The 14,085-nt window shown below is 70.6% G+C and carries 11 protein-coding genes; 2 read left to right on the forward strand and 9 right to left on the reverse strand.

The genetic code is table 11. The annotated features are described in order from the left end of the window. Position 1: 1 nt before the first annotated feature. The 4 genes from ACFZBP_RS38725 to ACFZBP_RS38740 form a co-directional block, all read right to left on the reverse strand. A complete protein-coding gene (locus ACFZBP_RS38725; RefSeq protein ID WP_383452719.1) occupies positions 2 to 457 on the reverse strand; it encodes a cyclic nucleotide-binding domain-containing protein in 456 nt (151 codons plus the stop codon). Between the two features lie 287 nt (positions 458 to 744). Then, the gene (locus tag ACFZBP_RS38730) at positions 745 to 966 is read right to left on the reverse strand and encodes a hypothetical protein (RefSeq protein ID WP_062716997.1); all 222 of its coding nucleotides are present in this window, start codon (positions 964 to 966) and stop codon (positions 745 to 747) included. Between the two features lie 53 nt (positions 967 to 1,019). Then, positions 1,020 to 3,269, reverse strand: a complete 2,250-nt coding sequence (locus ACFZBP_RS38735; RefSeq protein WP_391420623.1) for an FUSC family protein — start codon at positions 3,267 to 3,269, stop codon at positions 1,020 to 1,022. 69 nt (positions 3,270 to 3,338) lie between these two features. Further along, on the reverse strand, positions 3,339 to 4,733 hold the full coding sequence (locus ACFZBP_RS38740; RefSeq protein ID WP_391420625.1) for an FAD-dependent oxidoreductase: 1,395 nt from the start codon (positions 4,731 to 4,733) through the stop codon (positions 3,339 to 3,341). 322 nt (positions 4,734 to 5,055) lie between these two features. Here ACFZBP_RS38740 and ACFZBP_RS38745 point away from each other — a divergent pair, with 322 nt between their 5' ends. After that, the gene (locus tag ACFZBP_RS38745; protein ID WP_391420627.1) at positions 5,056 to 5,658 is read left to right on the forward strand and encodes a hypothetical protein; all 603 of its coding nucleotides are present in this window, start codon (positions 5,056 to 5,058) and stop codon (positions 5,656 to 5,658) included. 10 nt (positions 5,659 to 5,668) lie between these two features. After that, entirely contained in the window at positions 5,669 to 6,229 is a 561-nt protein-coding gene (locus ACFZBP_RS38750; protein ID WP_391420629.1) for a hypothetical protein, read from the forward strand. Positions 6,230 to 6,281: 52 nt separating this feature from the next. Here ACFZBP_RS38750 and ACFZBP_RS38755 read toward each other — a convergent pair whose 3' ends face one another. The 5 genes from ACFZBP_RS38755 to ACFZBP_RS38775 all read right to left on the reverse strand — a co-directional run. After that, positions 6,282 to 8,186 carry an AMP-binding protein gene (locus ACFZBP_RS38755; protein WP_391420631.1) on the reverse strand — a complete coding sequence of 635 codons (1,905 nt, stop codon included), beginning with the start codon at positions 8,184 to 8,186 and terminating at the stop codon, positions 6,282 to 6,284. A gap of 133 nt (positions 8,187 to 8,319) precedes the next feature. Next, the gene (glgB, locus tag ACFZBP_RS38760; RefSeq protein ID WP_391420633.1) at positions 8,320 to 10,527 is read right to left on the reverse strand and encodes a 1,4-alpha-glucan branching enzyme; all 2,208 of its coding nucleotides are present in this window, start codon (positions 10,525 to 10,527) and stop codon (positions 8,320 to 8,322) included. Positions 10,528 to 10,530: 3 nt separating this feature from the next. Further along, positions 10,531 to 11,892 (reverse strand): maltokinase, encoded by a 1,362-nt coding sequence (locus ACFZBP_RS38765; protein WP_391420636.1) that lies wholly within the window; start codon positions 11,890 to 11,892, stop codon positions 10,531 to 10,533. Positions 11,893 to 11,933: 41 nt separating this feature from the next. After that, positions 11,934 to 13,652 (reverse strand): maltose alpha-D-glucosyltransferase, encoded by a 1,719-nt coding sequence (treS, locus tag ACFZBP_RS38770; protein WP_391420638.1) that lies wholly within the window; start codon positions 13,650 to 13,652, stop codon positions 11,934 to 11,936. Continuing rightward, on the reverse strand, positions 13,649 to 14,085 hold a 437-nt coding region (locus tag ACFZBP_RS38775), incomplete at its 5' end, for a DUF3459 domain-containing protein (protein WP_391420640.1). The genes treS and ACFZBP_RS38775, both read right to left, overlap by 4 nt.

A 14,085-nucleotide genomic window follows, 5' to 3' on the forward strand; every position in this document is an offset into this window, starting at 1 on the left:
CTCAGAGCGCGCCGCGCCGCTGGTGGCCGTACTGCTCCATCAGCCTGCCGCGCGTCAACTCCAGCCGGTGCGCGAGGATTTCGGCGACATGGCGGACCAGTGACATGCCGAGACCCGGGTCCTCCTCGCACAGCCGCAGCACCGCCGCCGCGTCGAACTCGTAGGCGCGCACCGGGCTGAATGCCTCCGCGCCGAAGTCCCACTGGTACGGCGGGAACAGCCACGACCAGCCCAGCAGGTCGCCGGAGCCGAGGCTGGCGACGGTCACCCGCTGGATCGAGGTCACCTGCTGGTCGAGGGAGACGGCGCCCGAGCGGATGACCCAGAAGCGGTCGGCCGTGCCGCCCGCCTCGAAGATCCGGGTGTCCTCCGGGAAGGAGACCTCCCGGGCGAGGGCCATCAGACGCTGGCGCTGAGGTGGCGGAAGGGCGGTCAGCAGTTTGATCGCTTTGGTCATGACACGGGGCTCCTCGCCGACGACTGAGGTACCGGTGCTTCCCTGCGTCCATTTCAGCCGCTACCGCCGGGGTGAGCACCTCGGCGGCGGACGGTTTCGTGCCGGGAGCGCGCGAGGGCGTTAAAAAGCCCTGGCTGGACGGGGGAGACCAGCCAGGGCCGTAAATGGTGGTGCGGGGGACGAGACTGTCTACCCCGTGACCACGTATGTATGAACCGTAAACCATCTTGGTGGATTCTGCGTACTCAGGACCCGGTTACGTGACCTGTTTCACTCGGATCGATGTTTCAGGGCCGTTCCGGATGCCTGCCCGGGGTCAGGATCTCCTCCAGTACCGTGATCACGGTCTCGTAGGCCACCGTGCGTACGGCGGCCTCGCGGGCCGCGTCGGGGTCGGTCGACCTGAGCTGCTCGCTCCGTGCCCGCCACGTCCGCTCCTCCTGCCGGGCACAGGCCCTGGCGCGCTGCATGCGCCGCAGCAGTTCGTCTGAGTCCACGACATCGGTCATGTCATCCGCGTACCCCGGTATCGCCTCGATGAGCCCTCCTTGCGCCGATGCCTTCACACGCCGTCGTCCGACGCCTTCACGGGCACGCCCAGGGGGCGGGCCAGACCGGCCACGCCCTCGTCGAGGCGTTGCAGATGCCGCAGGACGCGGTCGGTGACCCGGCCGTAGCGGGGTGCGCCGGGGGCGCTGCGGCCCAGGAGCGAGGCGATGCTCGGGCCGGTCTCGATCCCGGCCGTGGCGTGTTCGTCGGTGACGTGCTGGGTGATCGTCTCGATGTTGTGCGCGATACGCCCCGCGGCCCGGCGCAGCCGGGGATCGGCCGCGATCGAGGGGTGGGTGGGCAGCAGCTCGGCGGTCGCGGCCAGGGAACGCGCGTGATAGGCGCACGTCTCCAGCAGCGCGACGACATGGCGCGCGGTCTCCCGCCGGGCCCGCAGCGGCGTCACCGGATGGGTGAGCGGCTTGGTCGCGGCCCGCAGGTCGGCCAGCGCCTGGTCCAGGTCCCGCGCCTGGTCGAGCAGCTCGACGGGCGGCCCGCCGCTGAGCTGCTCGACGGCGCTGCGGGTGACCTCGCCGAGCCGCTCCAGCACGGTGGCCAGCAGCTCGTTCGTACGGCGGTCCGTCCGCACCGGCAGCACCAGCGCGGCCGCGATCACCCCGCAGGCCGCGCCCAGCGCCGTCTCCTCGATGCGCAGCACCAGTACCGAGAGGCTGTAGGTGTGCAGCAGCGTGTAGAGCAGGCCCAGGGCGGCGGTGACGAAGAAGGAGGACAGCGTGTAGGACAGCGGGGCCGAGTAGAACATCGCGAACACGAACAGCAGCACCAGCGCGAACGCCGTCCAGGTGTGCTGCCCGACCGCGCCCGCCAGCACGATGCCGGCCAGCACGCCCAGTACGGTGCCGAGCAGCCGGCGGTAGCCCTTGACCAGGATCTCGCCCGTGGACGCGGTGTTGAGGAACACGATCCAGCAGGTCAGCACCGCCCAGTACCAGCGGTCGCGGGACAGCAGCTCGCCGCCGACCATCGCCAGTGTCGACCCGACGGCCACCTGCACGGCGGCACGCGTGGTGGGCCGGCGCAGCCCCGACGCCTCTTCCGAGGGCGCTTCCTCGTCGGCGTCCAGCACGGCGTCCTCCGCGTCGAGCTCCTCACGCGAGCGCGCCGTGGCCGGGCTGTCGTCGGACTCGTCCTGGGGTCCGCCGAGGGCGATCCGCAGCCCGAGGACCGCGCGGGCGGTCTCGCCGACGGCCCGGAAGGCGTCCTGCACGGCGGGTGAGGCGTCGGGCAGGCTCTCCTCGTCGCGGTAGCCGAGGAGCCGGTTGCGGACGTGGGACAGAGCGGTTCCGGAGGTCTCGCCGACGGGATGCAGGACGAGCAGACGCAGGGCCTCCAGGTCCCGGCGCAGCGTGACCGTCGCCTCCTCGCGGACCGGCTGCCGCCCGCCCGACGGGATCGGCGCGCCCGGCAGATGCAGGGCCAGGGTGTCCGCCCGCTCGGCGCCGCGCGCCGCGAGCAGCGACAGCCCCAGGCGCTCGGCCGCGATCTCGGCGTCCGCGACCCGCCGCTGCACCAGCCGCGCCACGGCCTCGTCCGTCGTCCCCTCCGCCAGCCGGCCCTGGATCAGCAGGGCCGTCTCGTGCAGACGCGCCGTGCCCTCAGGCACCCGCTCCAGCGCCCGGTCCGCCTCCTCCGGGCCGGCGCCGAGCAGTTCGAGCTGTGCCGACAGCAGCTGGGCCAGCCGGGCGCGGAAAGCCTCGCGCAGCCGCTCCAGCACTCCCGTCGGTGTCTCGGGGACGAGAGCGAACCGCACCAGCGCGCTGCACCCGAAGGCCAGGGCGACCGCACCGTACAGCTCGGGCAGGCCGGAGACCGTGGCGCCGACGAACAGGGACACGAAGTAGATCTGGAAGCCGATCAGACCGAGCGCGGTGCCGCGGTCGCCGAACCTGCGGCCGTAGACGGCACAGAAGATGAGCAGGACGAAGCACACGTCCCCGGCCACGACGTCGCCGTGCAGAGCCGCCGCGAGCGTCATGGACGCCAGCGCCACCGGCAGGCCCAGGGCGAGCGTGACCGCCTGCTGCCCGCGCTGCTTCTCCCGGATCGCGAAGGTGGCCACCATCGCCGCCAGGGCCCCGGCGACCAGGTGCGGCACATCGGTGCCGAGCAGGGCGAGCGCGGCCACCGCGAGGGCGATCGCGCCCGCCGTACGCAACCCGGCGGTCAGCCGCAGCAGCCCGGGGTCGGACGCCGCGAAACGGTCCCGCAGTCGTGCCCGGACCGGCCCTCCCGCTGCCCTCACGTCGCCGTACTCTCTCCCGCTCTCTCCCCGTCCCCGCCGCGAGCGGCGGCTCGCGGCGCGGCCCTCACGTCAGTCAGCCGTCCCTTCGATCGCGTCGTCCCCGTCCGTCCCGTCGAGGCGCGCCCGCAGCTGCTCCGGCGTCAGATACGCGTGGACGAACTCGAAGTCCTTCAGCTTGGCCGGGCTGCGGGACTGGAACCCGGTGCGTACGAAATCGTCCCCGGCGACGGCGTTGAGCAGCCAGTTCGTCATGACGCGCGTCTTGGCGACGTTGGTGCGCAGCGCCGACCAGTGGTAGCCGCGGGCGACGGCCATCGCGGGCAGGCCCTTCAGCTCGATGCCGAGCGGCTTGGAGACGGCGTCCCGGCCGCCGAGGTCGACGACCAGACCGAGGTCCTTGTGCTCGTACGGCCGCAGCGGCTGCCCGCGCAGGGCCGCGATGACGTTGTCGGCGACGACCTTGCCCTGGCGCATGGCGTGCTGGGCGGTGGGCGGGCAGACGGCGCCCTCCTCGCCCTTGGCCACGTCGGGTACGGCGGCCGCGTCGCCGAGCGCGAACACGCCGTCGTGGCCCGGCAGATTCATCTCGGCGTTCACCGCGAGGCGGCCCCGCACCGTCTCGGCGCCCAGCGTGCCGATCAGCGGGCTGGCGACGACACCGGCGGTCCAGATCAGCGTGCGCGTCGGGATCACCCGGCCGTCGGTGAAGGTGACCTCCTCGGGGCCCGCCTTGGCGATGGACACGCCCAGGGAGATCTCGACGCCGCGCTTGCGCAGGATCTCCTGGGCCGCGCTGCCCAGCTTCTCGCCGAGCTCGGGCATCAGCCTCGGCGCGATGTCGATCAGATGCCACTTGATCAGCTTCGGGTCGAGCCGCGGATAGCGCTTGACCGCGTTGTGGGTCAGCTGTTGCAGACAGGCGGCGGTCTCGGTGCCCGCGTAGCCGCCGCCGACCACCACGAACTGCAGCCGGGCCGCGCGCTCGGCCGGGTCCTGGCTGGCGTCGGCGAGGTCCAGTTGGGAGATGACGTGGTCGCGGATGTACGCGGCCTCCGCCAGGGTCTTCATGCCGTACGCGTTGTCGGTGAGCCCGGGAATGTCGAAGGTGCGGGTGATGCTGCCGGGAGCCAGCACGATGTAGTCGTACGGCTCGTTGACGGTCACGTCGGTGATCGTGCGGATGACGCAGACCTTGGACGCGAGGTCCACGCCGATGGCGCCGCCCGGGATGATCCGGGTGCGGTAGCGGCGGCTGCGGCGCAGGGACACGGCGATCGACTGGGGCGTCAGGACGCCGGAGGCGACCTGGGGCAGCAGGGGGAGGTAGAGCTGGTAGGAGGACGGCGTCACCAAGGTGATCTCGGCCTCGTCGGGGGAGAGTTTGCGTTCCAGCCGGCGAACGCATCCGACTCCGGCGAAGCCTGCGCCAACCACCAGGATCCTGGGTCGTGTCACGGTGATCATCCCTTCTGCGGCTCCAGGCGGGGTGCCTGACCTCGTTCGCCTGCCCCCGGATCGCGGCGTCGCACGCCTCGATCCCACCGCGCCACCGGCCGTTCCGCCAGCCGGGCGCGGCAGGCAGATGAACTCGTCGACAGCCACCTTGCCCCAGTCGGCGCGGGGGCACACCGGTTCGGTGGTGAAAGACGTGTACGCGCGATCTCTTGACGGCTGATTGGTCCGGACCTAGCCTCCCCTTCGCTTGTCCAAGTCAGGAGCCGCAGTTCATGTACGTGACCAAGATGTGTGAAGTGCGGCCCACCCCCCACACCCGACCGGAGGCAGCATGCCCATACGCCTGCGTACCCTCACCGTCACCACGGCGCTGTGCGCCACGTCCCTGCTCGCCGCCCCGGACGCCTTCGCCGAAGTCGAGCCCGGCGGCTGGCAGTCGGTGTCACCGACCTTCACCGTGCAGGAGCGCGGCTGCGGCCAGGTCGACGGCCTGACGTTCCGCCTCACCTGCTCCACCGCCAGCGGCGACCAACGGGCTGAACGACGCTACGCCACCTACACCGGAGGAACCCGTCAGTTCGAAGGCTACTTCCGCATCACCAGCCTCAGCGGCACCCGGATCAGCCTCAAGCAGACGTTCCACGAGTCCGGCTCCGGCCCCTACTTCATGCTCGCCGTCGAACGCGGCGGTCGGCTCTACGCGGTGCACGGCGGCACCACGCTCTCGAACGCCGGGACCGTCGGCGCGACCGTCCGCGTCAACACCGTCCACCAGGTCGGCTCCGAGCACCGCACCTACATCAACGGCTCGCTCAAGCACAGCTACGCGAGCCCCGGCGGCAGCTTCTACGACAAGTTCGGCGCCTACCGCACCAACAGCGGCAGCGGACAGGCCACCGTGGAGTGGAGCAACGTCCGCTTCTGGCGCAAGTAGCGGCCGCCGTATGCGAGGAAAGGTACCCGTCGCGGCGTCGGCAGCGCTGATCCTGGCGCTGCCGGCCTGCTCGGCCGACGCCGCCGACCCGGAGCGGCCACTGCGCGGTGTCCTCACGACACCCACCGACATCGACCTGCGCTGGCAGGACACCCGACCCGGAATCGCCGGCCACGTCCTGGAGTTCGCGACCGAGGAGAGCGGCCCCTACACGGTCCTGCGGTACCTCGCGCCCGAGGTGACGAGCTACCGCCACCCCGACCTCCTGCCGCACACCACCTTCCACTACCGGCTGAGGTCCTACCGCGGTCCCACGGTCCGGCCCGTCCGCACCGACCTCGCGGACGCCCTCCGCTTCACCTGGACCGACGACTCCCCGGACGAGGACGGCTTCCTCCTGGAGATCCGCAAGAAGGACAGTCACCGCTACGACCCCGTCGCCGTCGTCCCTCCGGACACCGAGACCACCGACCTCGTCCCCCTGCCCGGCGAACGCGACGCCACCTACCGCGTCCGCGCCTTCGTCCTCGGCGAGCAGTCCAATGTCGTACGGCTGACCACGGGCGAGTAGGCGCGGGCGGCGGGCAGGGGCAGTACGGCCGGCAGGTCGAGCCGTGGCGCGCTCAGCCGAAGACGTTGTCCGCGTCGTCCCAGTGCGCCAGCTCGTCCGCCATGTGCTCCCGGGGCGCACGCGAGCGCGCCTGGTACATCGCGTCGATCTGGAGCGCGTAGTGTCGCACGATCGCGTCCCGGCGCAGCTTCATCGACGGTGTCAGCAGGCCGCTGGCCACGTCGAACGGCGCGGGCAGCACCCGGAACACCCGGATGGACTCCGAGCGCGACACCGCGCTGTTGGCGGCGGCCACCGCCCGCGAGAGCTCCTCCCGCAGCGCGTTCTCCTCCCGCGCCTCCTTCACGCGGGCGTCGCTGCGCACCGCGAGGGAATCCCGCCAGTACGCCAGGAAGTCCGGGTCCAGCGTGATCAGGGCCCCGACGCAGGGCCGGTTGTCACCGACCACCACCGCCTGGTGGACCAGCGGATGCATCCTCAGGCGCTGCTCCAGGAGCGCCGGGGAGACGCTCTTGCCGCTGCTCGTGACGATGACGTCCTTCTTGCGGCCGGTGATCGTCAGATAGCCGTCGGAGTCCAGCCGCCCCAGGTCCCCGGTGGCCAGCCAGCCGCCACGCAACGCTGCCCGCGTCGCGGCCTCGTCATGGACGTAGCCCTGGAACACCGACGGCCCGCGCACCAGGATCTCCCCGTCGTCGGCCACCCGGATGTCCGTGCCCGGCAACGCCTGCCCGACCGTCCCCGACATCTCCCGGCCCAGCGGCTGCGCGGTGATCCCGCCACTGGTCTCGGTGAGGCCGTAGCCGTCGTTCACATAGATGCCGATGCCCTCGTAGAACAAGGAGATCTCACGGTTCAGGGACGAGCCGCCCGAGGTCGCCAGCAGCACCCGGCCGCCCAGCGCGGCACGCAGCTTGCGGTACACCATCCGCTCGTACAGGGCGTGCTGCAGCCGCAGATCGAAACCGGGCCCCGGTCCGCCGCCCAGCCGTTGCCGTTCCAGGGCCGCCGCGAAGTCCCGTGCGGTGTCGGCGGCCCGCTCGAACAGCGCGCCCCGGCCCGCCTGTTGCGCCACACGCAGGAAGTTCTTGTAGATCTTCTCGAAGATCGACGGGACCCCGCAGAAATACGTCGGCCTGAACGAACGCAGCGCCGCCGACAGCGCCTCCTCGTGCAGTTCGGGCTCGTGGCCCATCATCATGCCGCCGCGGATGCACAGGGTCTGCACCAGCAGGCCGTACACGTGGGAGAACGGCAGGAAGGCGAGCACGGACGCCTGCCCGCCAGGCGGCACCACCTTGTGTCCCCAGCCCGCGAGCAGGGTGTCGCAGGTGCTCGCCAGGTTGCGGTGGCTGAGCGCGCAGCCCACGGGCCGGCCCGTCGTACCGGAGGTGTAGGCGACGACCGCGGTGGAGTCCGGCAGCACGATCCGGCGCATCGACTCCACCGTCGCGAGCGGCACGAACTCGCCCCGCTCCACCAGCTGCCGCAGCGCACCGGCGTCCAGCTGCCAGACGTGGCGCAGCTGCGGCAGTGCCCCGCACACCGACCCGACCGTCATGACCGCCTGCTCGTCCTCGACCACCACGGCCACACAGCCGGAGTGCCGCAGGATCCACTCGACCTGGTCGCGCGACGACGTCGGATAGATCGGGACCACCTCGGCGCCCACCGCCCACAGCGCGTGGCTGAGCACCGTCCACTCGTACCGCGTACGCGCCATGATGGCCACGCGATGGCCCGGTGAGATTCCGGAAGCGATCAAACCCTTGGCCAGATCGGTCACTTCGTCGCGCACCTCTACGGCCGTCACCTCCTCCCAGGTGGGCGAGGAGGGGTCCGGGCGGCGCGCGAGCAACGGCAAGGTGGGATCGAGGGCCGCCGTCTCGAAGACGCTGTCGGCGAGCCCGCCGGTCAGGGACGTGACGGTGGGGGGAGCGAGGCCGAGGTCGCGCATGCGCTGCTCCTGTTGTGTACCGGGTGTGACATCACCGATGAGTACTGTTATCGGCGGTGCCCGAATCTAGCCCAGCTGAGAGCGCGTGGTGTCGAGAACTGACAATTGACCTCGTTCGGTGATCTCCCCTCGATCAGGGCGACAGCCACACCGTGGCGAGCGGAGGCAACGTCAGCCGAATGTGCCCGTCCTCCGGCTTGAGCGGTCCCGGGTTGGTGACGTCGCTCCCGCCGTAGTGCGCGGCATCGGTGTTGAGGGTCTCGTGCCAGGCGTCGACGCGGTCCGGCACCCACAGCCGGTAGTCGTGCCGGACGACGGGGGAGAAGTTGGAGACGGCGAGCAGGATGTCACCGTCCGACCCGAAGCGGAGGAACGCGAACACGTTGTCGTCCGCGGCGTCCCCGACCACCCACTGGAATCCGGACGGGTCGGTGTCCCGCTCCCACAGCGCCGGGGTCGCCCGGTACAGCGTGTTGAGGTCCCGGACCAGGTCCCGCACGCCCCGGTGGTCACCCGCGGACGCGTACCCGGGATCCAGCAGCCACCACTCGGGACCGTGCGCCTCCGACCACTCCGCGCCCTGCGCGAACTCCTGCCCCATGAACAGGAGCTGCTTGCCCGGATGGGCCCACATGAAGCCCAGGTAGGCGCGGTGGTTGGCGCGCCGCTGCCACCAGTCGCCGGGCATCTTGGAGACCAGCGCCTGCTTGCCGTGCACGACCTCGTCGTGGGAGATCGGGAGCACGTAGTTCTCGCTGTAGGCGTACACCATCGAGAAGGTCATCTCATTGTGGTGGTACTTGCGGTGCACCGGCTCCTTGGCGATGTACTGGAGCGAGTCGTGCATCCAGCCCATGTTCCACTTCAGCCCGAAGCCGAGGCCGCCGCTGTCGGTCGGCCGGGTCACCCCGCCCCAGGCGGTCGACTCCTCCGCGATCGTGACCACGCCCGGGTTGCGCCGGTACACGGTCGCGTTCATCTCCTGGAGGAACGCCATCGCGTCCAGGTCCTCGCGCCCGCCGTAGGCGTTCGGCGTCCACTGCCCGGACTCCCGCGAGTAGTCGAGATAGAGCATCGAGGCGACGGCGTCCACCCGCAGCCCGTCGATGTGGAACTCCTCGCACCAGTACGTGGCGTTGGCGACCAGGAAGTTGCGCACCTCGGTACGGCCGTAGTCGAACTCGAACGTCCCCCAGTCCGGGTGCTCGGCCCGCCGCGCGTCCCCGGGTTCGTACAGCGGGTCCCCGTCGAACCGGCTCAGCGCCCAGTCGTCCTTCGGGAAGTGGGCCGGCACCCAGTCCACGATGACCCCGATGCCCGCCTGGTGCAGGGCGTCCACCAGGTACTTGAAGTCGTCCGGCGTACCTAGCCGGGAGGCCGGCGCGTAGAAGCCGGTGACCTGGTAGCCCCACGACCCGGCGAAGGGATGCTGGGCGACCGGCATGAACTCGACATGGGTGAAGCCGAGCTCCTCGACATACGCGGGCAGCTCCTCGGCCAGCTCCCGGTACGTCAGTCCCGGCCGCCAGGACGGCAGGTGCACCTCGTAGACCGAGAACGGGGCCTGGTGCACCGGGACGTCACCACGGTGCGCCATCCAGTGCTCGTCGCCCCACTCGTAGTGCGAGGCGTGCACGATCGACGCCGTGTCCGGCGGCACCTCCGCACGGCGGGCCATCGGGTCGGCTTTGAGGAACCGGCCGCCGTACCGGGACGTGATCTCGAACTTGTACCGCGTGCCCTCGCCGATCCCCGGCAGGAACAGCTCCCACACCCCGGACGCCCCGAGGGAGCGCATCGGGAACGCCGTACCGTCCCAGCAGGTGAAGTCCCCGGCGACCCGGACCCCCCGGGCGTTCGGCGCCCACACGGTGAACCGGGTGCCGCTCACCCCCTGATGGGTCATCGGCTCGGCGCCGAGCGCCTTCCACAGCTCCTCGTGCCGGCCCTCGCGGATCAGGTGCAGGTCGAGCTCGCCGAGGGCCGGCAGGAAACGGTACGGATCGTGGACCTCGTGCTCGTCGGACCCGTCCTCGGCGTACGACACCAGCAGCGTGTACCCCGGCACCGCGTCCAGTGGCAGCACACCGGAGAACAGCCCGCCGCCCTCCGAGACCAGCCCCGTGCGCTCGCCGTCGACCACGACGCTCACCGCACGCGCGAACGGACGCAACGCCCGGAAGGCGATCCCGCCCGGGACCGGATGGGCCCCGAGCAGCGCGTGCGGATCGTGGTGCGCGCCCGACAGCAGGCGCTCACGGTCGGCGGGGTCCAGGTCGGGCGCGGCGGCGCGCCGGTCCGGTCCGGCCGATTCGGGGCGCGAGGTCTCGTGCAGGGCCATGGGTCAGGCTCCTCTCACGGCGAGGCGTTCGATCGCCGCCATCGGTACGGGCAACCAGTCGGGTCGGTGCCGGGCCTCGTACAGGACCTCGTACACGGCGCGGTCGGTCTCATACGCACGCAGCAAGCCGTGCTTCTTGCGCGGGTCCCATCCGGCGAGGCCGGCGTAGCCCGCGCAGTACGCCTCCCGGCAGCGGCGCGCCCACTCCGGTCGCCACGGCCGGCGCTGCCGAGCCGCGTAGTCGAAGGAGCGCAGCATGCCGGCGATGTCCCGCACCGGCGAGTGGACGCCGCGCCGCTCGGCGAGCGGGCGGGACGGCTCCCCCTCGAAGTCGATGACGAACCACTCCCGGCCCGCCCGCAGCACCTGACCCAGGTGCAGGTCACCGTGGATCCGCTGTGCGGGCGGCCCGGGATCGCAGCCGGCCAGGGCACCAAACGCGGTGCGCAGACCGGGGACATAGGGCTGGAGCGCGGGGACGAAGTGCGCGGCGAGCTCCAGGCGTTCGGTCATCGCCGCCGCCATCCGGTCGTTCTCGCCCAGTGCCAGGGACGGGAAGGCCGCCGCCAGCGCCATATGCACCTCCGCCGTGGCCCGGCCCAGCTGACGGGCCTCGGCCGTGAAGTCGCCGCCCGAGGCCAGCGCCTCCAGCGCCAGCGTCCAGCCGTCGGAGGCGTCCCGCAGGAACGGCTGCAGCACGCCGAGCGTCGCCTCCCAGGGGTACGTCGTCCGGAACCAGGCCACCGGGGCCGGAACCCGGCCACAGCCCTGCCCGGCCAGCGCGCCGGACAGCTCCAGGTCGGGGTTGACGCCGGGCTGGATGCGCCGGAACAGCTTGAGGATGAACGTATCGCCGTACACCAGCGACGAGTTCGACTGCTCGGCGTCCAGCACCCGGGGCACCAGACCGGCGGGCACGGACACGGACGGGTCGGCCTCGAAGCACAGCGGGCCCGATGTGCCGGGATGCCGCAGCCGCTCCAGCAGCAGCTGGGCCGAACGGGGGTCCTGCAACGCGTCGAAGACCGTGAGCCCGGCCAGCGGGCCCTCCTCCGCACGCCCGATGAGCGCCCGGCCGAGCCGCGGCGACAGATGCTGGCGTACGCCGAGCAGCAGCTGGTAGCAGTCGCCGGCCGGGGGAGCGCCGCCGGGCGCGGGCACCGCCGAGTGACCGGCGTGCACCAGCAGATGCAGACAGCCCGGGAACAGCTCTGTCATCGACAGCAGCGCGAGGTCCGTGACGGGCCGGTCCTTGCCCGCGAACCAGCGCTGCCGTGGCAGCCATTCGCGCAGCAGTCCGGCGAGCGAGGCCATGGGGCTCGCGTCGACCGTACGGCCCGATCGGGGAGATGCGGTCTTCTGCATGGTGACCCGTCCTTTCCTCGGCACGGACTCGGAGCACACGCTCAGAGCCGTCGACCGATGCGGGATGCGACTCGGGAGAGCCGGAACCAGTAGAAGCCGTGGCCCCCGAGGGTCAGCAGATACGGCAGCTCGCCGATCGCCGGGAAACGGACCCCGCCGAACAGCTCCACCGGATGACGTCCGCTGAACTCACGCAGGTCGAGTTCCGTGGGCTGTGCGAAGCGCGCGAAGTTGTTCACGCACAGCACCAGGTCGTCCTCGTATTCGCGGAGGAACGCGAGTACCGCGGGGTTGGAGGACTGGAGTTCCGTGTAGGAGCCGAGCCCGAAGGCCGGGTTCTGCTTGCGGATCTCGATCATCCGGCGCGTCCAGTGCAGCAGCGACGACGGGGAGGCCATGGATGCCTCGACGTTCGTCACCTGGTAGCCGTAGACCGGGTCCATGATCGTGGGGAGACAGAGCCGCCCGGGGTCGCAGGACGAGAAGCCGGCGTTGCGGTCCGGGGTCCACTGCATGGGCGTGCGGACGGCGTCGCGGTCGCCGAGCCAGATGTTGTCGCCCATGCCGATCTCGTCGCCGTAGTAGAGGATCGGGCTGCCCGGCAGGGCGAGCAGCAGGGCGGTGAACAGCTCGATCGAGTGCCGGTCGTTGTCGAGGAGCGGGGCGAGCCGCCTGCGGATGCCGATGTTGGCCCGCATCCGGGGGTCCTTGGCGTACTCCGCCCACATGTAGTCGCGCTCTTCGTCGGTGACCATTTCGAGGGTCAGCTCGTCGTGGTTGCGCAGGAAGATGCCCCACTGGCAGCCGGACGGAATGGCCGGGGTCTTGGCGAGGATTTCCGATACCGGGTACCTCGACTCCCTTCGCACGGCCATGAAGATGCGCGGCATGACCGGGAAGTGGAAGGCCATGTGGCACTCGTCGCCACCGTTCTGGTAATCACCGAAATAGTCGACGACGTCCTCCGGCCACTGGTTCGCTTCGGCCAGCAGCACGGTGTCCGGATACATCGCGTCGATCTCACGGCGGACACGCTTGAGGAATTCATGGGTGGCGGGAAGGTTCTCGCAGTTCGTGTCCTCCTCCGCGTACAGATAGGGCACCGCGTCCAGCCGGAACCCGTCGATTCCCAGGTCCAGCCAGAAACGGAGAGCGGCCAGGATCTCCTCCTGGACGGCCGGGTTCTCGTAGTTCAGGTCCGGCTGGTGGGAGAAGAAGCGGTGGAAGAAGTACTGGCCCCGGACCGGGTCGTGCGTCCAGTTGGAGGCCTCGGTGTCGACGAAGATGATGCGGGCGTCGGCGTACTGCTTGTCGTCGTCGGCCCACATGTAGTAGTCGCCGTAAGGCCCGTCGGGGTCCTTGCGCGATTCCTGGAACCACGGGTGCTGGTCGCTGGTGTGGTTCATGACGAAGTCGATGATGACCCGCATACCGCGCTGGTGGGCCGAGTCGACGAATTCCACGAAGTCGGCGAGATCACCGAATTCAGGAAGGACCGCGGTGTAGTCGGAGACGTCGTAGCCACCGTCACGCAGGGGCGATTTGAAGAAGGGCGGCAGCCACAGGCAGTCGACGCCGAGCCATTGCAGGTAGTCGAGTTTGGAGGTCAGCCCCTTGAGGTCGCCGACACCGTCGCCGTTGCTGTCCTGGAAGGAGCGGACCAGGACCTCGTAGAAGACGGCGCGCTTGAACCAGTCGGGGTCACGGTCCTTGGCAGGCGTGTCCTCGAAGGTGTCCAGCACGGGCTCGTTGACGGTCATGACGCGGGGGACCCTCCGATCTGCGGCGGCGATGCCTGGACGTGGAGCACGTGCGCGGGGGCCCTGCCGGGCTCGAGGCGCACATAGTTGGTCCGGCCCCAGCGGTAGGTCTCACCCGTCAGTTCGTCGTGCACGGACAGGGAGGCGTCCCAGTCCAGGCCGAGTTGCGGCATGTCCAACGAGACGGTGGCCTCCTGGGTGTGGTGAGGATCGAGGTTGGCGACCACCAGAACCGCGTCCGGACCCGTGCGTTTGCTGTACGCGAGGAGCGCGTCGTTGTCGGTGTGGTGGAAGCGGAGGTTCCTGAGCCGGTGGAGGGCGGGGTGGCTCCTCCGGATGGCGTTGAGCTGGGTGATCAGGGGGGTGATGGTGCGGCCCTCGCGTTCGGCGGCGGCCCAGTCGCGGGGGCGTAGCTGGTACTTCTCGGAGTGGA

Source organism: Streptomyces sp. NPDC008086 (genome assembly GCF_042957325.1).
GTDB lineage: Bacteria > Actinomycetota > Actinomycetes > Streptomycetales > Streptomycetaceae > Streptomyces.